The 23847-nt window shown below is 56.9% G+C and carries 24 protein-coding genes and 4 pseudogenes; 13 read left to right on the top strand and 15 right to left on the bottom strand.

From position 1 onward, the window contains the following. Together MSKU9_RS11495 and MSKU9_RS11500 are read left to right on the top strand one after the other, a co-directional pair. A partial coding sequence (locus MSKU9_RS11495) for an IS5 family transposase (protein ID WP_141261586.1) occupies window positions 1-429 on the top strand: 429 nt, incomplete at its 5' end. Window positions 430-896: 467 nt separating this feature from the next. Next, window positions 897-1259, top strand: a pseudogene (locus MSKU9_RS11500) (transposase); the annotation flags it as partial. Window positions 1260-1450: 191 nt separating this feature from the next. Here the strand turns inward: MSKU9_RS11500 and traA are convergent. Beyond that, window positions 1451-4543 carry a Ti-type conjugative transfer relaxase TraA gene (gene traA / locus MSKU9_RS11505; protein WP_141261587.1) on the bottom strand — a complete coding sequence of 1031 codons (3093 nt, stop codon included), beginning with the start codon at window positions 4541-4543 and terminating at the stop codon, window positions 1451-1453. Between the two features lie 96 nt (window positions 4544-4639). Here traA and MSKU9_RS11510 point away from each other — a divergent pair, with 96 nt between their 5' ends. The 7 genes and pseudogenes from MSKU9_RS11510 to MSKU9_RS18270 all read left to right on the top strand — a co-directional run bounded on the left by MSKU9_RS11510 (window position 4640) and on the right by MSKU9_RS18270 (window position 7263). Further along, window positions 4640-4999 carry a conjugal transfer protein TraD gene (locus MSKU9_RS11510; RefSeq protein ID WP_193557693.1) on the top strand — a complete coding sequence of 120 codons (360 nt, stop codon included), beginning with the start codon at window positions 4640-4642 and terminating at the stop codon, window positions 4997-4999. Between the two features lie 64 nt (window positions 5000-5063). Beyond that, window positions 5064-5303 (top strand): conjugal transfer protein TraD, encoded by a 240-nt coding sequence (locus MSKU9_RS11515; protein WP_141261588.1) that lies wholly within the window; start codon window positions 5064-5066, stop codon window positions 5301-5303. A 78-nt stretch (window positions 5304-5381) separates the two neighbouring features. Beyond that, window positions 5382-5993, top strand: coding sequence for a CatB-related O-acetyltransferase (locus MSKU9_RS11520; protein ID WP_007396283.1), 612 nt, complete (start codon window positions 5382-5384; stop codon window positions 5991-5993). Continuing rightward, complete coding sequence (locus MSKU9_RS11525) at window positions 5990-6325, top strand: hypothetical protein (protein WP_087609095.1); 336 nt, start codon at window positions 5990-5992, stop codon at window positions 6323-6325. Before MSKU9_RS11520 ends, MSKU9_RS11525 begins: the two co-directional genes overlap by 4 nt. A 51-nt stretch (window positions 6326-6376) precedes the next feature. Next, window positions 6377-6595, top strand: a pseudogene (gene traD / locus MSKU9_RS11530) (conjugal transfer protein TraD); the annotation flags it as partial. Then, on the top strand, window positions 6561-7064 hold the full coding sequence (locus MSKU9_RS11535) for a MucR family transcriptional regulator (protein ID WP_110557449.1): 504 nt from the start codon (window positions 6561-6563) through the stop codon (window positions 7062-7064). The pseudogene traD and the gene MSKU9_RS11535, both read left to right, overlap by 35 nt. A gap of 25 nt (window positions 7065-7089) precedes the next feature. Next, the gene (locus MSKU9_RS18270; RefSeq protein ID WP_162853814.1) at window positions 7090-7263 is read left to right on the top strand and encodes a hypothetical protein; all 174 of its coding nucleotides are present in this window, start codon (window positions 7090-7092) and stop codon (window positions 7261-7263) included. 331 nt (window positions 7264-7594) lie between these two features. Here MSKU9_RS18270 and MSKU9_RS11540 read toward each other — a convergent pair whose 3' ends face one another. After that, complete coding sequence (locus tag MSKU9_RS11540; RefSeq protein WP_141261590.1) at window positions 7595-8002, bottom strand: DUF2442 domain-containing protein; 408 nt, start codon at window positions 8000-8002, stop codon at window positions 7595-7597. Then, complete coding sequence (locus MSKU9_RS11545; protein WP_264371849.1) at window positions 7992-8192, bottom strand: DUF4160 domain-containing protein; 201 nt, start codon at window positions 8190-8192, stop codon at window positions 7992-7994. The genes MSKU9_RS11540 and MSKU9_RS11545 overlap by 11 nt, the downstream gene beginning before the upstream one ends. Before the next feature lie 916 nt (window positions 8193-9108). On the opposite strand from MSKU9_RS11545, the gene MSKU9_RS11550 reads away from it, so the two are divergent. Then, window positions 9109-10209: a replication initiator protein A gene (locus MSKU9_RS11550; RefSeq protein ID WP_039998297.1), complete on the top strand. Its 1101-nt coding sequence runs from the start codon at window positions 9109-9111 to the stop codon at window positions 10207-10209. Window positions 10210-10270: 61 nt separating this feature from the next. On the opposite strand, the gene MSKU9_RS11555 is transcribed toward MSKU9_RS11550, so the two are convergent. From MSKU9_RS11555 to MSKU9_RS11595, 8 genes are all read right to left on the bottom strand, one after another. Next, window positions 10271-10561 carry a ribbon-helix-helix domain-containing protein gene (locus MSKU9_RS11555; RefSeq protein ID WP_039998296.1) on the bottom strand — a complete coding sequence of 97 codons (291 nt, stop codon included), beginning with the start codon at window positions 10559-10561 and terminating at the stop codon, window positions 10271-10273. After that, window positions 10558-11211, bottom strand: coding sequence for a ParA family partition ATPase (gene parA, locus MSKU9_RS11560; protein ID WP_082086140.1), 654 nt, complete (start codon window positions 11209-11211; stop codon window positions 10558-10560). The genes MSKU9_RS11555 and parA overlap by 4 nt, the downstream gene beginning before the upstream one ends. 82 nt (window positions 11212-11293) lie before the next feature. Further along, on the bottom strand, window positions 11294-11929 hold the full coding sequence (locus MSKU9_RS11565) for a tyrosine-type recombinase/integrase (RefSeq protein WP_141261591.1): 636 nt from the start codon (window positions 11927-11929) through the stop codon (window positions 11294-11296). After that, entirely contained in the window at window positions 11926-12222 is a 297-nt protein-coding gene (locus MSKU9_RS11570) for a WGR domain-containing protein (RefSeq protein ID WP_227002472.1), read from the bottom strand. Before MSKU9_RS11570 ends, MSKU9_RS11565 begins: the two co-directional genes overlap by 4 nt. A gap of 575 nt (window positions 12223-12797) precedes the next feature. After that, complete coding sequence (locus tag MSKU9_RS11580) at window positions 12798-12998, bottom strand: hypothetical protein (RefSeq protein ID WP_227002473.1); 201 nt, start codon at window positions 12996-12998, stop codon at window positions 12798-12800. 86 nt (window positions 12999-13084) lie between these two features. Further along, entirely contained in the window at window positions 13085-14611 is a 1527-nt protein-coding gene (locus tag MSKU9_RS11585; protein WP_227002474.1) for a ClC family H(+)/Cl(-) exchange transporter, read from the bottom strand. After that, the gene (locus MSKU9_RS11590) at window positions 14499-15770 is read right to left on the bottom strand and encodes a chloride channel protein (protein WP_087609087.1); all 1272 of its coding nucleotides are present in this window, start codon (window positions 15768-15770) and stop codon (window positions 14499-14501) included. Before MSKU9_RS11590 ends, MSKU9_RS11585 begins: the two co-directional genes overlap by 113 nt. 283 nt (window positions 15771-16053) lie before the next feature. Further along, complete coding sequence (locus MSKU9_RS11595; RefSeq protein WP_162515738.1) at window positions 16054-17025, bottom strand: site-specific integrase; 972 nt, start codon at window positions 17023-17025, stop codon at window positions 16054-16056. A 238-nt stretch (window positions 17026-17263) separates the two neighbouring features. Here MSKU9_RS11595 and MSKU9_RS11600 point away from each other — a divergent pair, with 238 nt between their 5' ends. Together MSKU9_RS11600 and MSKU9_RS11605 are read left to right on the top strand one after the other, a co-directional pair. Then, window positions 17264-18457 (top strand): Fic family protein, encoded by a 1194-nt coding sequence (locus MSKU9_RS11600; protein WP_141261595.1) that lies wholly within the window; start codon window positions 17264-17266, stop codon window positions 18455-18457. A 284-nt stretch (window positions 18458-18741) separates the two neighbouring features. Next, window positions 18742-19874, top strand: a pseudogene (locus MSKU9_RS11605) (IS3 family transposase). Between the two features lie 175 nt (window positions 19875-20049). Here the strand turns inward: MSKU9_RS11605 and MSKU9_RS11610 are convergent. From MSKU9_RS11610 to MSKU9_RS11625, 4 genes are all read right to left on the bottom strand, one after another. After that, complete coding sequence (locus MSKU9_RS11610; RefSeq protein WP_141261596.1) at window positions 20050-20892, bottom strand: aminotransferase class IV; 843 nt, start codon at window positions 20890-20892, stop codon at window positions 20050-20052. A 52-nt stretch (window positions 20893-20944) separates the two neighbouring features. Further along, window positions 20945-21802 carry a D-alanyl-D-alanine carboxypeptidase family protein gene (locus MSKU9_RS11615; RefSeq protein WP_141261597.1) on the bottom strand — a complete coding sequence of 286 codons (858 nt, stop codon included), beginning with the start codon at window positions 21800-21802 and terminating at the stop codon, window positions 20945-20947. A 92-nt stretch (window positions 21803-21894) separates the two neighbouring features. Further along, window positions 21895-22782: a LysR family transcriptional regulator gene (locus MSKU9_RS11620; protein ID WP_141261598.1), complete on the bottom strand. Its 888-nt coding sequence runs from the start codon at window positions 22780-22782 to the stop codon at window positions 21895-21897. Window positions 22783-22869: 87 nt separating this feature from the next. Beyond that, entirely contained in the window at window positions 22870-23217 is a 348-nt protein-coding gene (locus MSKU9_RS11625) for a hypothetical protein (protein WP_141261599.1), read from the bottom strand. A 218-nt stretch (window positions 23218-23435) separates the two neighbouring features. On the opposite strand from MSKU9_RS11625, the pseudogene MSKU9_RS11630 reads away from it, so the two are divergent. Beyond that, window positions 23436-23847 (top strand): annotated as a pseudogene (locus tag MSKU9_RS11630) (IS5 family transposase); the annotation flags it as partial.

Consider the following 23847-nt stretch of genomic DNA (forward strand, 5'->3'; position numbering starts at 1 on the left):
CCCCGCCATATCGGGCGAACAAAAGGCGGTCTGAACTCAAAACTGCATGCCATGTGCGATGATCAGGGGCGGCCTGTCCGCCTGCATCTGACTGCAGGACAGGTCAGTGACTTCAAAGGCGCAGACGTGCTGCTGGCAGATCTCCCCGACAAGACAGAAGAAATCATCGGGGACAGGGGCTATGACAGCAACAGGATCAGGTTATGGCTTGCAGAACGCACTATCACAGCCTGTATTCCGCCGAAAAAGAACCGGAAATCAAAGCCACCTTACGACTGGCATCTGTATAAAAAGCGTCACCTGATCGAAAACATGTTCGCAAAGCTCAAAGACTGGCGACGGGTGGCAACACGATACGACCGCTGCGCTCATACCTTCATGTCCGCAATCCATATCGCTGCAAGCTTCATCTTCTATCTCAAAGAATGAGTCCTGAGCCTAGATTTATCGCACGAAAAACTGACAGACCGCTTCCCCCCCCCCAATCAGCCTATCGACCCTCAAGAGAGACTTATAACAATATCCCTCCATATAGGCCTCACCCTGAACCGGCATTTGCCTTTCCCATAATGTTTGGCGTAGACATTTCACTATTTGAAACAAAGGGGAATTTCCCTGGGTAAAAGCCTATGGGCGACTACAATGTGCGGGTTCGAGTCCCGCAACTCTCACCACTAACATATTGAAAATGCAGAGAAAAATTTACATCGGCGTTAAAATGGGCGTTTGTCCCACAGTCTTTCCCATTCTGGGAAAGTTAGACGCATGCTGCGAATCGTCGGATCGCAATATTATTTCAGGCGTTCTGTCCCGCTAGAGCAGTTCCACTTTAATCTGAATTGATGGGTGACACTGAAGGCATCCTGTGTTTCACCGTTTTCATTGATGGAGAGGGTAATGGCGCGCGATTGAGAGAGGGGCTGCTGGATAAAATCAATACGGCCTCAGGCGTCTGGGCTGACACGGCCTATCGCTCAAAAGCGAATGAGGACTTCATGGAGGAGCAGGGCTTTGTCTCGAAGGTTCACAGGAAAAAGCCGCATCTCAAGCCTATGCCCAGGCATATCCAGAAATCCAACGCCGGAAAGTCCGTTATCCGGTCGCGTGTCGAGCATGTCTTTGCTGATCAGAAATCACAGACCGGGCTGTTCGTCCGAACCGTCGGCATAACCCGGGCCACCATGAGGATCGGGCTCGCCAATATCGTCTATAATATGCGCCGCTTTCTCTTCCTGGAGCGGATAAACGCCACCGCGTAGCAACCCAGAGCACGAAACCCTCGCTCTGCTCAAAACGCAGAGCGAAAATCAGGATAAGAAAGCAGAAATCAACATGGCAAAAACCTGAAATCAGGACCAAGAACAGTCAGTTAAAGGTTTTTCGATCCCTCCAGGTCATGATCGATCCTCCAAATCCACTATAACGTACAGTTTCCTGTACGTCTTCTGTTTTACATCCCCATATCCCATCCCCGATCCCGCGACCTGGAGCGCGAGAGAGAATGCTCGCGCTGGGGCGCATGTAAAGCGTGATCGAGCGCAGATCCCTTTCTGATCCCCAGTTCACGGCTTTTCTCCCGCAGGACGGATGCAAGCTGTGTATCCCGCTTCAGATCCTTCAGTGCCACACCCTGCTGCGCGTGGCTCAGCCCCCCCCACGCCTTCACAAACCGCTCAGCCCGCAGATCAGGGCTCCTGCGCACCCTCTCCTCATGCTCAAGCCCCTCGACCAGTTTGCGCGCCCGCGCCGGACCTTCCAGACCATACAGCACCGGCCCGATGTCCGGCTGATGCTTCAGCGCTGCCCTCATATCGGCTTCCCCGCCAGGCCGGACCCGCTCCAGATCCCGTACAGCGTCAGACAGCGCCTTCTTCTGATACTCCAGTAAAGGCAGCTCCTGACGCACCATGCGCTCAGCATCCATCATGGCCCGCGCATACCGCTCCACCGCCTGATGCAGAGGATCACGCCCCGGCACAAACCCGTCCGGCAGGGATGGCTCTTTCCCGCGCTTCACATACCGCAGCTGCAGTCCCGCAAAGGGTGAAACAGGAGCCTCACGCTCAACCCCTCCACTCCCCTTACTGACCTCAGCCTCCATCCCGTCTGGCACATCTTTTTCTCTGATACGACGAGCAGACCCCACGGAAAGCTCCAGCCCGTCAAACATCCCGCGTTTCTGCTCTGCCGGTGCAGGCTCAGACCCATGGGTCACTTCGCTCTGCCTGTCCTGCAGAAGACCTGAGACAGCCTTGCCGCGCGCCACCACGATCCCGCTCGCGGGGACATCCAGACCGCGCCGCTGCGCAAACCCGGCATCCCGATCCCGGTCATGCAGGTAATCCAGCGTGGTATCCTTCAGCCGCTCACGCGACAGCCGCTTCACCAGCCCGTCCCGGTCACCCGCATCATCCGAGCTCCAGTGAATGCTGACACTGTCCCGATGCCGCGACAGCGCCACATAGGCCCCGTGCCGGTCCATACTCCCCGTCGCCAGAACATGGGCCCGCTCCACCGTCACACCCTGCGATTTATGGATAGTGGCCGCATAGCCATGATCCAGCGCGTCATACTCCGCTACCGCCACAGACACGAGACGACCAGAACCGACACCATCCTTCCCGTCGAGCTGCACCGACAGCACCAGATCCCCGGCCCCGGCCGATCCCTCAATGCCCCGTATTGTGCCAAGCGTGCCGTTCTTTACCCCCATCTCCCGGTCATTGCGCAGGAAGTAGACACGCTCCCCTTCGGCAAACACCCGCTCACCCTGAGCTGTGGAGACCAGCACATCTTCGCCCAGCTCACCCGCCTCCCTGCGGATCTCACGTGCCGCCTCATTCAGCGCCCGCACATCGACACGCCGGTGCGCCAGCATAATCTGACTATCCTCTGGTGAAGCCTGACGGGCTTTATCCCACCCCCGGACCACGCCGGCCCGGGCCTCATCAAGGGTCTCATGCCCGCGCACAAAACCCGCTTCCTCATAGCGTCCCAGCGCCCTGTCCGTCCGTCCGGTCGCAAGCTCCTTCGTCGCAGCCTGCTGCCAGTCTTCACGCTGCCGGCGCACAGTTGTGATCTCCACTGACCCGACCCGCTCAGCCACCGCCCGGAACGCACCACCTGCCTCAATCGCCTGCAACTGTTCGGGATCACCCACCAGAACAACTTTGGCACCAGCCTCATGCGCAGCTGAGAGCACCCGCTCCATCTGACGTGAGCCCACCATGCCGGCCTCATCCACCACCAGCACATCGCCACGCTCCAGGCGGTCCCGTCCTCTGGACCAGGCCAGCTCTAATGAGGCAAGGGTACGGCTCTCAATCCCGGCCCCGCCCTGCAGCCCTTCCGCCGCAATGCCTGATAACGCAGCACCACGCACCCGGTATCCGGCCTCCTCCCATGCCGCGCGGGCCACACCCAGCATGGTGCTCTTCCCCGTCCCGGCATAACCGACCACTACAGACAGATCGCGGGACTTCGTCACCTCACCCACGGCCAGAGCCTGCTCGTCTCCCAGCCCGTCCCGCGCCATAGCAGCCCGCCTGACAGACAGCTTCATTGCATGCCCCTGAGACTGCCCCATCGCGAGTGATATGTCTTCCAGACGCTGCTCGACCCCGATCATCTCCCGCGAGGAGAACCGTTCCCGCCCGTGCCCGTCTTTCCCGAGGGCGACCAGCTCCGGACAGGCCTCCGCCCTGACCATGACAGCACTGAACTGCTCTGCATCCGCCGTATGCCGGTCCACAAAGCGCGCCAGATCCTGACGGGTAAAGGTGCTCTGCTGCCGGGTCAGTGCCTCCAGAGCCATATGCGGCTCAGCCAGAAGCTTTTCGCCATTGCGCCGCGCGATCTCCAGATGGTCTGCAACCCGCTCAGCATCCTCGCCCCGCTCTTCACGGCGCATCCCGGCCGGACCGATTTTGTTTTGCGGCTCAAGATCAATCCCCTGCTCTGCAAACGACCGATGATCGATCCGCACATCCAGATCCAGTTCCGCCAGCCGTTCATTAACAAGTGAGGCCCATCGCTCACGCCATGTCAGCAAACATTCCCTGTTATTCCAGGAGCGCTCTTTCGCACCAAACCCGTTCTCATCCACTGACCGCGTGGACAGCATCACATGCGCATGGGGCTTTGCCTGTCCGTCCTCACCGATGTCCCAGTGCACATTGAGATCAGCAACCATACCGCGGTCCACAAACTGCTCCCGCACGAAATCCTGTGCCAGCGCTATCCCCTGTGCCTGAGTCATCTCACGCGGGAGTGAAAACTCCACCTCGCGGGCAAGCTGGGCATCTTTGCGCTTTTCAATTGCCTCGACTTCGTTCCACAGAACAGACGGGTCGAGAAACCGTTCCGGTGCGCCATCGGGCAGCAGGATCTCTGAATGCACCACACCACTCTTGTTCGAAAAATCATGGGCACGCTCCAGTCGTGCGTCATGCAGACGAGACGCCGCACGATAGGCTGCTGCTGCTACGGCACTCCTGCCGGTCGCACGACTGATGAGTTTTGCATGCAGGTGATAGATCGCCATGACCTCAGTTATAGCACACACAATAAGCGCACGTCACGCAGTGACGTATAAGCGCGCACTCACATTTTACTGCACCATAAAGATTGATTGCTCTGGATGAGTGACGCGGTTCTCGCCTGTATGGTAGAGTATGCCACAGACCAGCAGGACAGGGGACCGGAAATGCGCAGGCCACGGGACATTGATGCGGAACTGAAGGCGCTTCAGGAAAAGGCGAAGCAGCTTAAGGCGCAACGGACCATCCAGCTCGGTGAACTGGTCGAGGCGACGGGAGCCGATACCCTGTCGATCGAGGCGCTGGCCGGGGTGCTGCTTGCGGCTGTCGAACAGGCGGACGGCAAACCTGAAGCCGTCGCGAGGTGGACCGAACGGGGGACGGCGTTCTTTCAGGCTGGCGCAAAAAAGGGCGGCCGGAAAGGAACCGGATACGATCAGAACGGAGCTTCTGGCGCTTGAAAGACGGATCAGGAAGCAGGCGGCCCTGATCCATCGCCATCAGGCACGAAAGGCACGCACCGACATGCGCGACTGGGCGAAGGCGCGACGGGAACGTACCCATCATCTGATCGAACTGGGCGGCCTGGTCCAGAAGGCAGGACTGGTCGATCTGACCGATGATGACCGCGCTACCCTGCTCGGGGCCTTCCTGGACATTGCAGGGCAGCTTCGGGAGGGCAGGACTACCGCGTCAGGCGACCTGAAAACACGCTGGAGGCGTGCGGGGCTTCATGCCTTCGACAGGGACCCGGAACAGGACTGACGACGAAACACGATCATCTGATCTGTCCGCTATCGAATGCAAACGAAACCCTGAACCAGAACGGGAGAACCGAGGCCCATGTATTACGGCAAGAACGCCTTTTCTCTGCTCCTACGTTACACCCTTGCCCATGAAATCGAAGAGTGGGGCTGGGACATCGGCGACCATACATATGGCGCCAAGGGTTCTCCCATCATCATAGAAGCTGAATATGCCGGCCTGAAGATCGGAAAATACTGCTCGATCGCCCGCGAGGTGCTGATGATCCTGGGCAATCACCGACCGGACACGATCACCACCTACCCGTTCAAGAACCAGTGCAATTTCTGGCCCGAAGCGGCGGATGCAACCGATGACCATTCCACCAAGGGGGATATCGTCATTGGCAACGACGTCTGGATCGGCGCGCGGGCCAACATCATGTCGGGTGTCACCATAGGATCAGGCGCGATCATCGCCACGGCGGCCGTGGTGACCAGGGACGTGCCGCCATATGCCATCGTGGGCGGCAACCCGGCCCGGGTCCTCAAATACCGCTTCCCCGAAAAGACCATCGAGCGTCTGCTTGCAGTCGCCTGGTGGGACTGGCCTGAAGCATTGATACGAGAACGGATGCCCCTCCTGATGAGCGACGATATCGACGCTTTCCTGCGCGCTTTTGAAAAAGGACCCGCACAGGAAAAATCATGATGCAAAAACTGTTTTTGCTCCTTGTTGTCCTGCCGATCCTCTTCCGGCCTGCTTCAGGCTTTGCCCAGGGCAGAGGAGACTGGCTGCCTCAGTCGGACGTTAAATCTCCCTATGCGGCCTTGTCTGTTCCGACAGCACTGAAGCCGGTGCCGGATTCTCTGGCGAGCCTGTTGACCAAAGGCTATCGGATCACGACCACAGCGGATTATGGCGGCTCAGGAGCCCTCTTCACGCTGGTCTGGCAAAGGCAGACCGTAATCTGTGTTCTGACAGCGCCTGTGCCAGGCACGGATCAGAACGTCCCGACATCGCGCTGCTGGGCCCTGAACTGAGTTGTGCAGGCCGGACAGATTGGAAACCGTATCTTACGCGACATCCGCTGGCTGACCGATGACGACCGCGCAACCCTGTTCGAAGCCTTCCTGGATATTGCAGGGCGGCTTCAGGGCGGCGATGATACCGCTTCGGTTGACCTGACAGCACGCTGGAGACATGCGGGGCTTCATGCCTTCGACAGGCACCGGAAACAGGACAGGACAGGACAGGACAACACAGGCAGACGTGACCATGACCGACCACGAGACACGATCATCCGGAGCTGACACAGTGCGCGAGCTTACGACCCGGATTGTCACAGCCTATGTCAGCAGTCACACGGTTCCGGCGGATACCCTGCCCGGCCTCATCGCCACGGTGTTTCAGGCCCTCGGAAGTCTGGGACAGGCGACGACCGGAACACCGGATCTGGTGCCAGCCGTACCTGTGAAGAAATCGGTCTTTCCGGATTACATTGTCTGTCTGGAGGACGGGAAGAAGCTGAAGATGCTCAAGCGTCATCTCCAGTCCGCCTATGGCATGACGCCGCAGCAGTATCGCGAAAAATGGGGCCTGCCTGAAAGCTACCCGATGGTGGCTCCTGACTATGCGGCCCGACGCTCTGCCCTGGCACAGGAAATCGGACTGGGGCGGACCATCAAGGCGACACCGGAACCTTCGCACTTACCGGAAGCTGAAGCTCCGGTCACACGCCTGCCAGAGAAGAAACGCGGACGCAGGCCAAAACTGGCCTGAAGGTCCAAACAAGGAGAAACGGGACATGAAGACGGATCATACCGATCGCGATGACTGGGAAGCCTGGAAGGACGAAGCCACACGCCGGTCCCTCGCCCAGGTCGAGGCCGGATTGGGGATCAGTGCGAAAGCCATGAAGGCATGGGCCAGCAGCCTTGGCACGGATAACCCGCTCCCCCTGCCACAACCCGGGCAATAAGGGTAACGCTCTCGCACACCGCAGGAAGGTGGCGCAGAGTGCAATGGTCACGACTATCCCTGATGCATTGATGGAACGACCGTTTCACGACCCTACGGCTACCCATGTGACGACCCATCGACATACCCAAGGCCGACATCGGGCCTACCCATAAGTAGTGGTTCTTCATACACCATTGCACCGTTGGTGCGGGCATACCCAAAGGGCTTGGAAAACCCGATCCCCTTCAGCCAAAGGGTGGACCGTATCGGTCCACCCTTTCGGCAAGAATGGTCGTTGCAGCGCGCAGACGTGGCACGACAGTCCTACCGCCTGAAAGGCGGTGACTATCTTACGCGACGTTCCTTGGCCGACCGCCTTTAGCACCATTCCGGCGTGCCGCCGCCGCCTTTGCCAGGCTGGCGGACGATCCGCCCACGCGTCCCATCTGTGCTGCCATCCAGCTTCGGGAACCGTAGATACCGTGGATCAGACCTTCGACCAGAACATCGGCGTCGAGACGGGGCCAGTGAAGGCCATTACCCAGCGGGGTGATCTCGATCTCGGCCAGATCATTCAGAGAAGCGTCCTGCAGATCTTGTATCAGAGCCACAGGCACGCTCATCTCAACACCGTTGGAGAGCGTGACGTGAAGAGCGCGGCGAGCACGGATAAACCGTGCGGAGACCGCATGAGGAATTGTCGCTCTATGAAGTGCGTCTGCTTCACGAGCGGCCTGATAGTTCATGTCATTCGCCATGTATCTTCTCCCATGCTTCAGCCAGCATCTCAGCGTGGTCCTGCACGATGACAAGGGCTTCCTGTATGACCTTATCTTTCATGCCACCTGCCTGTATCAGTCGGGCTTTCCTGCCAATTTCAATCACCGCTTCCCCATCCGCGCTTATGACGTGAATGTGCATTGGCACATGATCTGCCGTGTAAATCACGACACGAAATCCATTAATGCGTAGACGCGTCGGCATCATTCACCATATCCCTAACGCTTGGGTTTTTCAATCAGAACCATCCTGCTGAAAGTCAGGAGGAGGATATCTGGACGGTCAGACAGAAATGGATAGCCCATCGATTCCTGATAAAGCCAGCAGAGCCTCCTGAGAGGCCGCACAAAGCGCAATTCCTGTTCCGATCACAAACTAGCCACCACACACGGTAATGCCTGTACGGCCACCCTGTGGCGTCTGACGGGCATGCTGCAACACGTGAGCCGCTGAATGATCGTCTGAACGCCGGTGTGTCTTGAGCAGATTACGGTCTTGCCCGGTTCTTCTGGTGTTGCAGGCGTCGGGCGAGCGCGGAGCGGGAGCCCCGTAGGGCGCCAAAGGCGCCGACGCGGAAGAAGAAGGTGCTGGTGGAGAAACGATGCGGGGACGCATCGTCAGATTATGATTTCGCGGCGTAGGCGTGTCCGTTTAGCGCAGCCCTGAAAGGGCGAGCAGGGGGATGCCGGGTGGGAGATCGCGCGAAGCGCGATCGGGGTGGCCGTAGGCCGCGAGCCGGCGGGGGCGTAGCCCCCAAGAGGCGGTGCTTGGTGGCAATTTGGCTGCAAATTTCAGGAAATAAAAAGTTATCCACAACATTAGAGTGTTTAAGTAGGTGTTTAAATGGTGTTACGGTTTTTTATAGTCAAAATAACATACTGAATAATAACGGTTTTATCGAGAGATTCTATCGTCCTGTGAATCCACTATGACGATAAACTGAATCCACTATGACGATAAACTGAATCTAATATGACGATAGCAAATATGCGTAATTGAAATGACGATAAGCTCAGCCTGAATCTAAAATGACGATAATTGGCTTGCGTATGTGAAGTGACGATAGTAGCCATCTGTAATTGAAATGACGATAGAATCTTCTCCTTCCTTGTTCGACATTGCGCCTTCTCTGACTGTGGAAGGTGATGATCGCACGCCCCTCCTTCCAGTCCGCCATCCAAATCAGGATCTATTCATCTGTGACGTGCTCGATGCCATTCCCAAAGATGATATGGCGTCAATGGAGCATCCAGTTTTTTCGCTCTCGACCAAGCCAGACAACCGGATGCGACGCTATGAACACAATGGGAATATCATAGAGATCATCCCGTCTGGCAAAGGGCTGGCAACGATCCATGACAAGGATATCCTAATCTACTGCATCTCTCAGCTCGTTGCGAAAATGAATCACGGCGAACAACCTGGCCGAACACTCCGCCTTCAAGCCTATGACATGCTGGTCGCTACCAATCGTCAAACCAGCGGAGCAGGCTATAGGCTACTGACCGACGCGTTGACACGCTTGCGCGGAACAACCGTGCGAACCAACATTCAAACAGGAGGCATTGAAGAAACTCGAATTTTCGGTTTGATCGAAGAAGCTAGAATCACCCGTAAGACGTTTGACGGCCGAATGCTTGATCTTGAAATCACTCTGTCAGATTGGGTCTATCGTTCAGTCATCAGCAAGAATGTCCTCACACTTCACCGAGACTATTTCCGACTTCGTAAACCGTTCGAACGACGCATGTACGAACTAGCCCGCAAACACTGCGGTATGAAAGATGAATGGAAGATCGGATTAGAGCTGCTGCAAAAAAAATGTGGCTCAAATAGCCCGCTTCGCGTCTTTCGATCCTTGGTTAAGAAAGTTTGTGCGCATGACACCAGTCATGCTCATTTTCCTGACTATGCCATCACAATGGCCGACGACATCATTCTATTTCGCAACCGTTTGAGCCTTAAAACAAAGGTCGATGTTATCGCCCCTATGAGGGATGCTCCCTACATCGACCCCGAAACCATGCATGACGCTAAAACCGTTGCGCCAGGATATGACATCTATGCTCTCCATGACGAATGGGTTTCATGGTGGCACGACATGGGAAAACCAGAGCTTAAAAGCCCTGCCGGAGCCTTTATTGGCTTTTGTAAAAAACGGCACGAACGCAACCCAATACGCTGATTCCGGCATACGCCAGCAAGTCTACATGCTTACATGCAAACATGACCGCACGTAAACATGCCTACTTGCCCACAGGACTTTCTCCCATCTTGCGTAGCCAGTCGTTAAACGCGTCGGCCATCGCATCCTGTAAACTCATCCCATGCTTTCTGGCGGTCATGTGCATAGCAAATGACATTTCCGGACTAAAATAGCCGGTCATGGCTTTCTTGCCCTGACGGCTCGGCGCAACCTGCTTGCTGGCTGTACCAACAACATTGGTAGCAGCAACCTTGCCTTCTGATGCAACTGCAACCGGCGATATTGCGGAATCACGATCCCGCAACGACAGTAGAGACCCCTTCCGGCTCATGCACTAGCTCTCCGCTTCCTTGATGATTGCATGTTTACATGCTTGCATGTCCACTTGTAAAGCAGCCTTACCTCATCAGACGCCTTGCCTTTAGGCTCTACTTCCATTGCAGTTTTCCCTTCCGCCGCAGCATGACGAAAAACTGCACGATCAGCGATAATATGTGGACATGCGTTCAGTCCGTAACTTTGTACGAGTTGTGTGGCCTCCTCATACATACGTGGAGCAGTCGGACTTCCCGCTGTAAAAACGACGAAGGCTGGTTTGCCACGCATTTTTATAAGGCTGGCAGTCGTTTTGATTGCTGCCAGATCGAACGCACTCGGCCGACATGGAATTAATACCAAATCGGCGACTTCAACGGCAGCACTAGCCGCACTATCAGCGTGAGGCGGAGTATCAATCACGATGAACTCAGCACCCTGACTCATTGCCTGTCCGATCTTAGCCGCGAGACGAGGCGGAGCACTGTCAATTACAACCGGCGGAGCATCCTTACGCCATGCGGCCCATTGGCTCGCCGTCGCCTGTGGGTCCACATCAATCACCAATGCTGTATGGCCAGCATCCTCAGCCGCAGCAGCCAGATGCAAGGCCAGAGTGGTTTTTCCAGCCCCACCTTTCTGGCTGATAATCGCTATTGTTGGCATGTGAACGTCCTTACATGACCTCATGTTTGCATGTGGTCATACGTGAAAATCTGCTCTATCTACAAGAGAGAATGATAGAAAATTACTCCCACATTTTCCGTGCGATATCCTGCTCCTCGGCGCCGACGGCATCGGCGTAGATGGCGGTGGTGGAGAGCTGGGCGTGACCGAGCCATTTCTGCACCATGTTGAGGGGGATACCGCTGGAGACGGCGGCGACGCCGAAGGCATGGCGCAGGCCCTTGGGGGAGGCGGCCGGGCCGGACAGGCCGGCGGCGTCCATGACCGCGTGCACCGCCCGCCAGCCGGTCATGCGGGACCAGGGCCACAGCCGGGCGGCCGATCCACGCCCTCGCCTACGCTGGGCCTCGCGGATGCCATGCACCAGGTCCAGGGCCTCGAGCAGGGAGGGAGGCACCGGCACGGCGCGATAGATCCCGTCCTGGCGCTTCTTGAGCGTGGCGAACACCAGCACGCCGCCGGCAAGGTCCACCCGGTCCGCCGTCAGGGCGATGGCCTCGGACAGGCGGCAGCCCGACCAGGCCAGGGTCATGCACAGCGTGCGGGCCTCGCGCGGCGCCTGCTCGGCCGCGCGCAGGAAGCGCGCCCGCTCGGCGACCGTGAGGTATTTGCGGCTCCCGTCGCGGTCGAACAGCTGCATCCCGCCGGGGGTGGCTGCCGGGGTCACCCGCTGTCCCGGTTTTCGGGTGCCGCTCATCCGGCTGTCCTGTCGCGATAGCCCCGCCGGCGCTTGGCCCGAAGCTGGCGGACGAGGGCGTCGAGCGCCTGCCCGGCATCATGATGCAGTTCGCAGACCTGCCGGCCAGCCGTCCCGATCCGCCCCCACTGCCGCACCAGGGCGGTACCGCCGAACAGGTCAGGCTGCAGCGACAGATGGTAGAAGCGCCAGCAGTTGGCGGCCGGATCCACGCGCACCAGCGCCGCCGTTTCGGGGAACAGCGACAGCTGGCAAGGCGGCCGGACAGGGGCCTTCGGGGCAGGTCTGGGCATGATATCCCGGAAAGTGTAACACATGTCACCTGACCCGGACAGGAAAACCGCTGCTGACGCGGGACAGGTCGGCCGGTTTCAGGCCCGGCCTGTTACACTATTGCCCATAGCCCTTTGAAACACCGGAAAATCGCGCGTAATCATGGAAGACGGTCACCCGACAGACCGAGAAAAACTGACAAAGCTTGATCAACCTGACGCAGAGACGCAGCCTCCAGATGCCCGAAACCCTGACCGATCTTCTCCCGTGGCAGGGATATCGCCCAATCAACCATCACCTGCGACAGGCTGTGCAAGCCGTTCGTCGTGCTGGTACAACCGTAATCCGGAACAAAGGCCAGTTCTGCACGATGCTGGTCAACCTCAGCACGGTCATAGCTGGCGGGTCGGAAAAGGCGTCGGCCTGCACCCCAAGGACCGGACGCGGTTCACCATAATCACCATTAACGGCAATCGTCACCAGATCACCACGTTTCACGCCGTCCACCCATCCCGGAAATCGTCCTCCTCGAAAAGCGCGTCCAGTGCGCGCAAGACGAGAGCTTCATCACTCGCCGGGGCGCACGCCAGCACCGCTACTTCACGGGACTGCCGCCGCGCTTCTGCCTCGAAAGCACGCCGCTCCCGCCCCGCCACATAGCGCGCATGAAATCCCGCAGCACATCGGCAGCAGGCCGTTCATCCGCACTGGTTGCAGCCGTGAACGCTGCCTTCAGCGCCGGGTCAATCCGGAAGTTGAAAATCTCCACCTTCGGATGAGAGCTATTCCGGGGCATCATAGCCTCCTGATCTAAGGTCAGAGACTTATTATGCAATTGCATTCTGCTTCCCCCCAGATCGGGGATAGAACACTTCTCTGAAATCATCGCGTGTGTGACTGGGCCCTGAGTCTCAGGGCAGCATAAATGGGCATGTCTCCAAGTGCGCCGGCTACGACCATCGCAGCAAAACTCCCGGATAAAAGCGGCATTATCAACTCGGACGAACCTGTCATTTCCATAACCAGAATAATCCCGGTCAGCGGTGCACGAACGGATCCGGCGAACATGGAGGCCATGCCGACAATCACAAAAGGTGCGGTCGCCAGAGGTGTATCAGGACTTAATGCCTGTGCCACAACACTACTCCCCAGACCGGAAAGTGCCCCCAGGGCCAGCATGGGGGCAAACAGACCTCCAGGTGTTGCAGCGGCATAAGACAGGGCCCCAAAAATCAGCCGAAAAGCCAGTAGTGCCGGAATCTGATGTAATCCGATCTCGTTGTTTATGGCCGTCTGCGTGATCCACTTTCCCCCTCCAGCCAAGTGCGGTGCAAGACAAACCACCAAACCGGCCAAACCTCCCACCAGCACAGGCCTGACTGAGATGCTGACAGGCAGCCTCCCGGCCAGACGGAGCACTGCCATGGTCGTCCGGTTGTATCCGACAGCAACCAGGCCCGTCATGACCCCGGTCATGACGAAAAACAGCTGTTTGGCAAGCGATTCTGGAAGGATCAGAGGAGCGACACTAAAGACCGTCTGGCTACCCAGCATGCCCCGGCTGACCAGAATGGCCGAAATGGATGCCCCCAATGCGGCACAAACCATTCTGATTTCAAACCGGCCGACCAGTTCTTCCAAAACGAAAACAGCACCGGCTGCCGGCGCATTGAAAGCTGTCGCCAGCCCTGCTCCCGCGCCTGCAGCAAGGAGGGCAAGGCAGTCTGTCTTCTCCAGACAGAGCAGCCTGCCAAACGTATGAGCTGCAGTCGCTCCCATCTGCACACTGGGCCCTTCACGTCCCAGGGCAAGCCCACTTCCGATCGCCAGAAGGCCACCCAGGAATTTGACGGGCACCACCCGCCATGGCGCAGGCGGTGACGCACTCAACAAGACAGCTTCCACATGTGGGATGCCACTTCCTGCTGCAAGAGGGGCAAAATGACGAACGAGACCTGAAGCCAGCCATGCCGCTGCGCCAGATCCGATGATCAACAGCACGCCTTCGCAAGAAAAGCCATGCTGAAGCGACACTTCCATTCCCATATCTGTCCGGACGGCCTCCAGCCATTCCAGCAACAAGCGGAAGATACCACAGATCATACCGGCAGATGCCCCGATCACGACAGATGCCGCAGACAGGAACACCAGACTGCAGACATTTTCCGGTTTCCCTGATTGTGGAACCGGATTGGACAGAGGAAGCAACATGATTTCATATTTCTTTTCTTGTTGGTGAATCTGCCCAACAGAATGCTGATCAGCCGCTCGATCAGGAACCCAGTTCAGAATAAAATTATTTTTCCAATCTATCGTGAGATACCTGTCGCGCCATTTGCTCTGTTTTTTCCAGAAATCCCGTAGCCAGTGCCGAATAAAGCGGTCTGGGACAGACCATGCGGGATACACCGAACGACAGGAAGGCCGTGGCCAGCAGGGCCAGGGTCACCTGCTGATTGTCACATATTTCCATCACGATGATGGTTGCCGTCAGCGGTGACTGGGCAACGCCACAAAAATAGGCAGCCATACCCAGCAGTACAACGCCTCCAGGCGACGTATGAGGCAGAAACTGCTCGGCCCATCCTCCCATTCCTGCACCGATCGCAAGGGAAGGTGCAAACATGCCGCCAGGAATGCCAGAGCAGAAAGTAATCAGCATGGAGATATACTTCAGAAGAAAGAAAGACGCAGGATAATGCAGACTTCCATCCACTATCCCACGCGCCTGCAGATAGCCCGTACCATAAGTCGCACCATCTGATGCCAGTCCGATCAGAGCCAGTAACAGGCCGCATAGCGCCACAAATACAAGAGGGAATCGACTTGAAAACCGGCCAAGAAAAGCCGGTAGACCTTTTGAAAGGCGGATGACAAGACGGGCGAAAATCCCCCCCGCCAATCCACCACTTACACCACATACCAGAACGGCCAGCCATGCGCGTCCTACCGGAATAAAAACATTCGTCCGACCAAAATATGTATAGTTCCCCAACAGGGCAATTGCTGTAATCCCCGAAAAAATAATAACAGTCAGAGTACGCCCCGACGCCTTCTGTTCAAAGGAGTGCGCCAGTTCTTCAATCGCAAACACAACACCGGCAAGAGGCGTATTGAAAGCGGCAGCCATGCCGGCAGCCCCCCCTGCGAGGATCATACCATGCCTGGTGACATCATTATGCTGCCCCATGGCACGCGAAAATGCGTGCATGATGGAAGCGCCGATCTGGACACTCGGCCCTTCACGACCGATCGAGGCACCACAGATGAGACCCAAGCATGTCATCAGGATCTTGCCCAGCGCAATGCGCAAGGTCAGGATCCGGTCCACAAGCACGAAATTATGCATATGCAGGGTTGCGATTGTCTGGGGAATTCCTGATCCCTGAGCACCATTGAACAACAGGCGTGTCAGCCAGGAAATGGCAACAAGCCCGAGCGGGGCAATCACCAGCATGGACCATGGGTTTCTGGCGACAACATGATAACGCAGTTCGGCCGCCCAATCCCCGATATGGGCAAAGATTACGGAGATAATGCCAATCAGCACGGCCCCGGTACAATACATGATGGTTCGATGCCACTTCAGGGTCCTGACCCGCGCCAGACGCCGCATCCGACGGGCCCGCCTGGAACGGGTAGTAGCTATGGAAGCCTCATTATTGTCGTTCTGGGCTACGCCGGGAGAGAATAAAGGGGACATACTGACCATGGGAAATAATTTTCAGAATTACGAAAAGTTCAGAAAACAGACCAACCACAAATTTTGCCAGAATGCACGGAAGATCTGGACGTGGTCGATCAGGAAATGGACGGACCTAGACCGGCACAGCCTCTACCTAAAATGACAGTCAAAGAAACGTCTCTCCTGCATGATCTGTAAAGAGTCCGGCCTCGCGGACATAGGCTGCGAGGACATCAGTGGAGCGGTGTCGGGAGACGTCCTTGAGCCGGAAGAGACTGGCCCCGGCCCGCGCGCCTGAGGTGAGGAAGCCTGCGCGCAGGGAATGCCCCCCGAAGCGGGCCGGGTCGTAGCCTGCGGCCTGGGCAGCGCGCTGGACCACGCGGGCCACGGTGCGGTCGCTGATCGGGCCTGCGCTGGCCTGACCGCGCACCACGTCACGGAATACGGCTCCGTCCGTAATTCCGGCCGCCTCCAGCCAGGCCTCGAGCAGGGCGACGGGCCGGATGCGGCGTCCTTCGGGAATGGCGATGCACACGCCCCGCCCCTCGGGATCGGTCTTGGTTGCCCCGAAGCGCACGGTCATGCCCTCTGGGGTGCGGTCGAGCTGGTCGCAGCGCAGCCCGGCCAGTTCCGAGCGGCGGAAGGCCCCGGCCATGCCGAAGGCCAGCAGCGCCCGGTCACGGATGGCCTTCAGGTTTGTCGCCGGCAGGGCGGCCAGCATGGCCTGCAGCACCCGGTCATCGGCAGCCTGCTTGCGGCGCGGGGCGGTGCCGGCCTGACGACGGATGCCGGCGATCACTTCGGCCAGCACGCCCGCCTGTGGCTGGGCCTGGGGCGGCACGCAGCCGGCCTGACGATGGGCAAAGGCGATGGCCGCCAGCAGGCGGCCGATCGATGACGGGCGCAGGCCACGCGCGGCCTCATGGGCAAGGAACAGTGCCACCAGCCGGGGATCGGCGGGCAGCGCGCCCTGGTCCCGGTCGTGGCACCAGGCGGTGAAGGCGGCCCAGTCGCGCCGGTAGGCCAGGCGGGTGGCGGGTGCCCGGCTGGCGCGGGCATAGGCGCGGGCCTGGGCCAGCGGTGCGGCCAGGGAAGTGTCCCTGCCGGCCGGGCCAATCCCGTTAGGATCGATAATCACGAGAGGTCGGTTTCCTGCGGTTTTCGGGACCGCCGGAGCTTGGCACAGACCTGTCCGGTAATCCATATTACCGGACAGGTTCGGGGCTGGAGGGATTTTGCATCCACGTCACCTGTAGCCACCCGCACAATCTGGCAGAACCTTACGCAAGGGCCTACTTCTGGAAAACATGATTAAGGTTTTAACATAAACCTTAATCATGTTAGGGAAATCCGGCGTCAGGAAAAGGTTGGGCAGGATGAAGCGTGAGGATCTGGCCGGCGGGATCCGGGAATGTCTGCAGCGGCTGCCCGCCCCCTATGCCCAGCATTACGGGGTCGTGCCCCCGCCACCGCCAGAAGCGGGCGTTATGCTGGGCGATGCCGCCGCCCGACATGGACAGGCCCTGTCCGCCCTGGGTGAAATCGCCGCCCTCGCCCGCACCCTGCCTGATCCGTACCTGATCAGCCGCGTCCTGAGCCGTCAGGAAGCCCTCAGCAGTTCCGCCCTGGAAGGCACCCACAGCACCCTCAATGAGCTTCTGGTGGTCGATGAGGACGACCAGGGCGCTTCCCATGCCACACGGCAGGTCCGCGACTATGCGCGAACCTTGGAGCAGTTCCTGCCACACGCCTGTAGCGAAGGCCCGGCCTTATTCCGTCTGCCCACCGTGCTGGCGCTCCATCAGGCGGTCATGCAGCACGACCCGGCCTATCGCGGGACACCGGGCACCCTGCGCCAGGACGTGGTCTGGATCGGCGGGACAGGGCATATCGCCTATTCGACCTATAACCCGCCCCCGCCTGACCAGGTGGCAGCCTGTCTGGAGGCCTCCCTGAACTACATGCAGGCCGACGGGATGCAGCAGATGACCCAGTCCCTCATCACCCGGCTGGCCATCGCCCATGCCCATTTCGAGGCCGTGCATCCGTTCAGCGACGGCAATGGCCGGGTTGGCCGCCTGCTGCTGCCGCTGATGATGGCCGCTGACGGTCAGGTCCCCCTGTATCTTTCTCCCTATATCGAGGCCCACAGACAGGACTATTACGCGGCGCTCAAACGGGCCCAGCAACGGCTCGACTGGCCGCCCCTGATCGGGTTCCTGTCAGACGCCATCATCCGGACCGTCACCGAAGTGCAGGTCACCCGGCAGGCAACCCAGGCCCTGAAGGCCACATGGCGGCAGCGCCGGGCTTTCCGTAAGGGCTCGGCCGCGCTGCGCGCGCTGGACCTGCTGACCGATTATCCCGTCCTGACGGCCAGCCGCCTTGGCCATCTGCTGGACATCACGCCCCCGGCCGCCCAGACGGCCCTTGCCCAGCTCTGCCAGGTCGGGATACTGACCGAACGCACCGGCCATGCCCGCAACCGGATCTATGCCGCCGAAGACGTGCTCACGATCCTCAATCGTCCCTTCGGGGAAGAACCGGCACTGCCAGACCCATCGTCATAAAAAAACCTCGCTTCACAATATCCGTTTTGACAACTTTAATAAAAATGGCAGGAAGTCTGTCCCATTCAGACTTCCTGACAAAAACCGACATATAGCCCTTATTCTCGCATAGCTTTGCTCTGTCCCAACCTGACTATACTTCAATTGGCCTATTTGTAATGCACTCGATGTAAAGGGGCCGATTTTTCATCCATCTGATAATAAAGATCTTTCGATTGGACTTGTAACGGTTTTGTGCCGGTTGACTGAGCGTTTAAAGCTTTCAACAGGAAAGGCCTGAGACCATGGCATTGAAGCAGACAGAAGAGTTTCGCCGCGAGGCGGTCAGGATCGCGCTGAGCAGCGGTTTGTCCCGGACACGGATTGCGGCGGATCTGGGGATTGGCAAATCAACGCTGAGCCACTGGATTTCGCAGTATCGGTCGACTGATCTGACGGCGCCTGAAGCGCAGACGGACCTCGTCCGGGAAAATGAGCGTCTTCGTCTGGAAAACCGTATCCTGCGGGAGGAGAGGGAAATATTAAAAAAAGCCACGCAGTTCTTCGCGAGCCAAAAGACGTGAGGTTTGCGTTTATCAGGGCATATCGTGACCGCTGGCCCATCGCCGCTCTATGTCGGGTCCTGCAGGTCTCGACGCGTGGCTACCGGGCATGGGTTTCCCGGCCCCTGTGCAAGCGCCAGCGCACCGATCTGAAGGTTCTGGCGCATATCCGCGAGCATTATACCCTGAGCAACCGGACCTATGGCCGTCCGCGGATGACCATGGAACTCAGGGAAGCAGGGCTTGATGTTGGTGAACGCCGTGTGGGGCGACTGATGAAAGCCAACGGTATTCGTCCCGTACGTACGCGTCGGCACAAAGTCACGACCGATAGTCGGCATTCTCCTGGTTTTGCCGACAATATTCTGGACGGCGATTTCCTGGCCGATGCCCCTAATCGGAAATGGGCAGGCGATATCAGTTATATCTGGACCAGCGAAGGCTGGCTCTACCTTGCCGTCGTCATTGACCTGTTCAGCCGCCGCGTTATCGGTTGGGCCGCCAGTAACCGGATGAAAAAGGACCTCGCTATCAGAGCACTCGATATGGCGGTGCGTCTACGCAATCCACCACCTGGCTGTATTTTCCATTCTGATCGCGGCAGCCAATATTGCTTCCATGATTTTCAGAAGAAGCTGACGGAATACAAGATGACACCGTCCATGTCCGGCAAGGGAAACTGCTATGACAACGCCGTGGTCGAGACCTTTTTCAAGAGCCTGAAGGCCGAAATGCTTTGGAGATAAAGTTGGCCAACACGGCGTCAGGCAACCGCCGCCATCTTTCAATACATCAACGGTTTCTACAATTCGCGACGGCGCCATTCATATCTCGGTAGCATCAGCCCTCTCGCTTTCGAGGTCAAAGCCGCGTAAAGGAAATCACATACCGGCACAAAACCGTTACAAGTCCATCGGCATGTATGGCAATTATGCACCTCTGCGAGGGCTTGGAATGATGTTGACCTATCTCTCACTTGTTCTGACAGCACTGTTCCTGTCAGGCGCAATACTGGGCTTTGTATAGGCAAGCTCATGTTCCACACAGGCTTCAGTTGTTCATATAATTGCAGTATAAACACTGAAGCGTGCGTGTGATTGGCCCGATCTGGCCGTTGGCAATTGAGACGCCATCAATCGTAAGAACTGGTGCGACCAGGTAGGTCGCGCTGGTCACGAAACACTCTGCTGCCGTCGCAAGTTCAGCACGTTGGATCGGACGCTCCTCAATAGAGAAACCAGCTCCCCTTGCCAGATCCAGAATACGCTCACGCGTACATCCTGCCAGCAGTCGATTGGATAAGGACCGCGTCACCAGCGTTCCATATGCATCCACCAGAAACACATTTGAGGATGCCCCTTCCGTAATCCCCTGTTCGTCGTAAAATAACGTATCGGATACATCATTAGCAAGGGCATCACGTTTGGCCATAACCTGTGGCATCAGCATGGTCGTCTTGATGTCGCGGTGGAGCCAGCGAATATCTTCTTGCAGTTGGACATGAATACCCTCGCGAAAGGCAGAGGCCTGTTCAAAGTCAGAAGCCTGCGCCAGCATCAGAAGTGTGGATCGCCTCTCAGGACGGATCGTGAAATTACGCGGAGATACGCCGGATGTTACCTGCAGATAAACCAGCCCCGTTGTGACATCATTTTTTCCCAGCAGTTCTTTCATGATGCTGTCCAGATCTGCCTTTTCGGGAGGAGGTGCTATACCGCATGCGGCAAGAGAGCGGTCCAGACGTGCGAGATGCGCTGGAGCATCAACGAATTTTCCATTTACAGCGATACAGACTTCGTAAACGCCCTCTCCAAATGTGAAACCTCGATCAAAAGGGGAAATACGCGCATCTTCAGCACGGACATATACGCCATTGAGAAAAACAATCGACATGCTCAAACCTTTCTCATCTCGTAGAGGGTATGCGTTACTTTGGCGACAATTTCTAAGGGATAGCGCTCAGGGCCGTTTGCATGAGACGGATCGCTTCCTCGGCGCGTGCACGTGCAGAAGGCAAACCTGCGATCACCATGATAATGCGATGATTGTTTTTTGTTGCCGAGCCGGTGAAACAATAACCGGCATTTGTCGTAAATCCGGTTTTCAGTCCGTCTGCGTGATCTATGTGACCAAACAACGGGTTGTTGTTGTGTTGTCGGATCAACTGTCCGGTTGGACTTTTGCCCCACAGAAATTCTTTCTGTTGGTAGAATTTTACATAAAATTGAGGAAAACGCTCAATTGTCTTTCGGGCTAAAAGAACCAGGTCGCGCGCTGTTGTCCGTGTTATATCGTTGTTCGACCACCCGTTGGGTGAACTGAAATAACTGTCGGCCAGCCCGATGCTCCGGGCCTCCTTGTTCATCAATGCGACAAACGCATCAAGGCCGCCGGGAATACTCGAAGCCAGAGCGTAAGTGGCATCGTTTCCTGAGACAGCCAGCATCCCCTTGAGAAGATTTTCAACCGAGACAGCCTCGCCCGCACGGAGGAACATTGTCGCGCCCCCCTGCTTACCGTGCCATCTCTTCCACACTGATGGGCTGACTGGGATGACTTGCTCCAGCCTCATTTTTCCTTGGTCAATCAGATCGAAGATCACATAGGCTGTCATGATCTTTGTCATGGAAGCCGGAGCTATCGGGCGATCCGCATTTTTTTGCATTAAAATACGACCAACCGAAACGTCTTCAACCAAGGCCACCGGCGCGCTCGCCTGGAAGGTTTCAGCGTGACTACGCGAGACATCGATCAGCAAGCCTAAGCTCAGGCAGAGCATGACAGCTTTTACTTTACTCAACACGATGGCTCGGCCCGCTCGTTTCCGACAACACTCAGGCCTACCTAGAGGAGCCACGACACTGCGTCCAATGCCGCTTCAGTCTGGACTATTCTCTATTTGCATAAGGCGATCTGCTGAGACGCTTGCCAGACCTGTTCGACAACCGAACGCGTATGTTCTGCTTTGCGATACAGTCTGATTTCCAGAGGAATTTCTTTCCCCAAGGCAATCATCTCATGGGTTTCGAGGTCTTTTTCGATCAGACTTCTGGGCAACCATGCACATCCGTGCCCTGCCAGAACCATCTTCCTGAGCCCTTCTGCCATGGCATTTTCATTCACATGCCGAACAGTATCAGGTCCGTAGGGTAGAACGGCCTGCGCTTCCTGACACTGGCATATCTGGCCGAGGAATGAGTTCGGACTATAGGTCAGCAAGGGAGATAGGGAGCTTGGCTGAGGATCGTGTAAAGGAAGACCCACAGGAACAAGAAAGTCCTGAGCAAGAATACAATGAGGAAACTGGTTGGGATGAAGAAGCAGAGGAACGGCTTCATGATAAAAGGTCAGAAAAAAATCATAGGAACCGTCGACGATAGCAGCCATGCAGTTATGGAAATCATCTGGCAACAAGCGACTACCACATGGTCCGATGGACTTTTCGATTTCAGAAAGCCATTGAGGGAAAAACGTAACCGATAACGTGTGCAACGCTGCCACGGCTATGGTTGGTACATCATTCTGCGAAGACGCCGTCAGCGATGCACGACTCTGGAGAAGATTACGAAGGGTCTCTTCTGCCATTTCCCGAAAGCGACGCCCTTCTGGCGTTAACGTCGTAGGGAAGCGGCTGCGATCGAGTAATGGCACTCCCACCCATGTTTCCAGAGCTTGGATGCGACGACTGAAGGCCGACTGCGTTACATGACGCTCTTCCGCTGCGCGTGAAAAACTCTGCAAACGCGCTAGCGTGATGAAATCTTCAAGCCACTTAATGTCCATAGAATTCTTTTATGATGAATTCTATTTTTAACAAATGGTTCCAAGGGGCTCTGTATCTCCCCCAATGGATAGAAGCGCGTGGCAGTCTCAATCATACAGAACGTTCACAAATTTGCGCTTGGCGAGTATATGACAATACAAAAGATCGTCTGCTATCTGCCGCCTTACTCCATAGGCTTGAGAAGGAATAAACAAAGTGCGACGCAGACGGGTGTCGGACAAAACTTCCACCGCTAAGGGCACATCACTGACACGGGAAATATTCTCGGTCGTCACTGTATGGGTCGCAATGTCCACTTTTTTCATGAGGCGAAGAGGGCGGGCATCTATATTGCGCAGGCGTTCCCGCAAATCGTGGCCTATACCCATTTTACGACCTGTCCATGGAGCGGCCAATTCCGTAAATGTCGCGCATCGCTTCCGAGCAGAGACCATGATCCACCTCCTGAGAAAGTTCCATTACACAGGCCTGACATATCCAAGACCTTGTGGAAGGATCATAGCTTAGGAAATTGGCGATTTCATGCTTTGTTCTTGGTTGTAATCAAGATTATCGTCATGGTTCTGAAGACAGAACCTAGGCTCAGGACCTGTTAATTTATTGAACTGAGCGAGAGATTGTGATTCACAGGCTTACCGATGGAGGTAAAACTGTGAGTAATGTATTTTTGTTGTCTGAACGTCAGATGGAGCGGATTGAGCCATTTTTTCCTCTGGCGCACGGCGTGCCCCGCGTGGATGACCGGCGTGTTCTGAGCGGGATCGTTTATGTGATCCGCAACGGGCTTCAGTGGAAAGATGCTCCCAAAGCGTATGGCCCGCACAAGACTTTATATAATCGCTTCATTCGGTGGAGCCGCCTGGGTGTCTTTGACAGGATCTTTAAAACCCTGGCAGAACAGGCGGGTCGTTCGAAGCGTCTGATGATCGATGCCACACATCTCAAAGCACACAGAACGGCAGCCTCTCTGCTTAAAAAAGGGCTTTTCCCCGCCATATCGGGCGAACAAAAGGCGGTCTGAACTCAAAACTGCATGCCATGTGCGATGATCAGGGGCGGCCTGT

The sequence above is a fragment of the Komagataeibacter diospyri genome (assembly GCF_006538165.1).
GTDB lineage: Bacteria > Pseudomonadota > Alphaproteobacteria > Acetobacterales > Acetobacteraceae > Komagataeibacter > Komagataeibacter diospyri.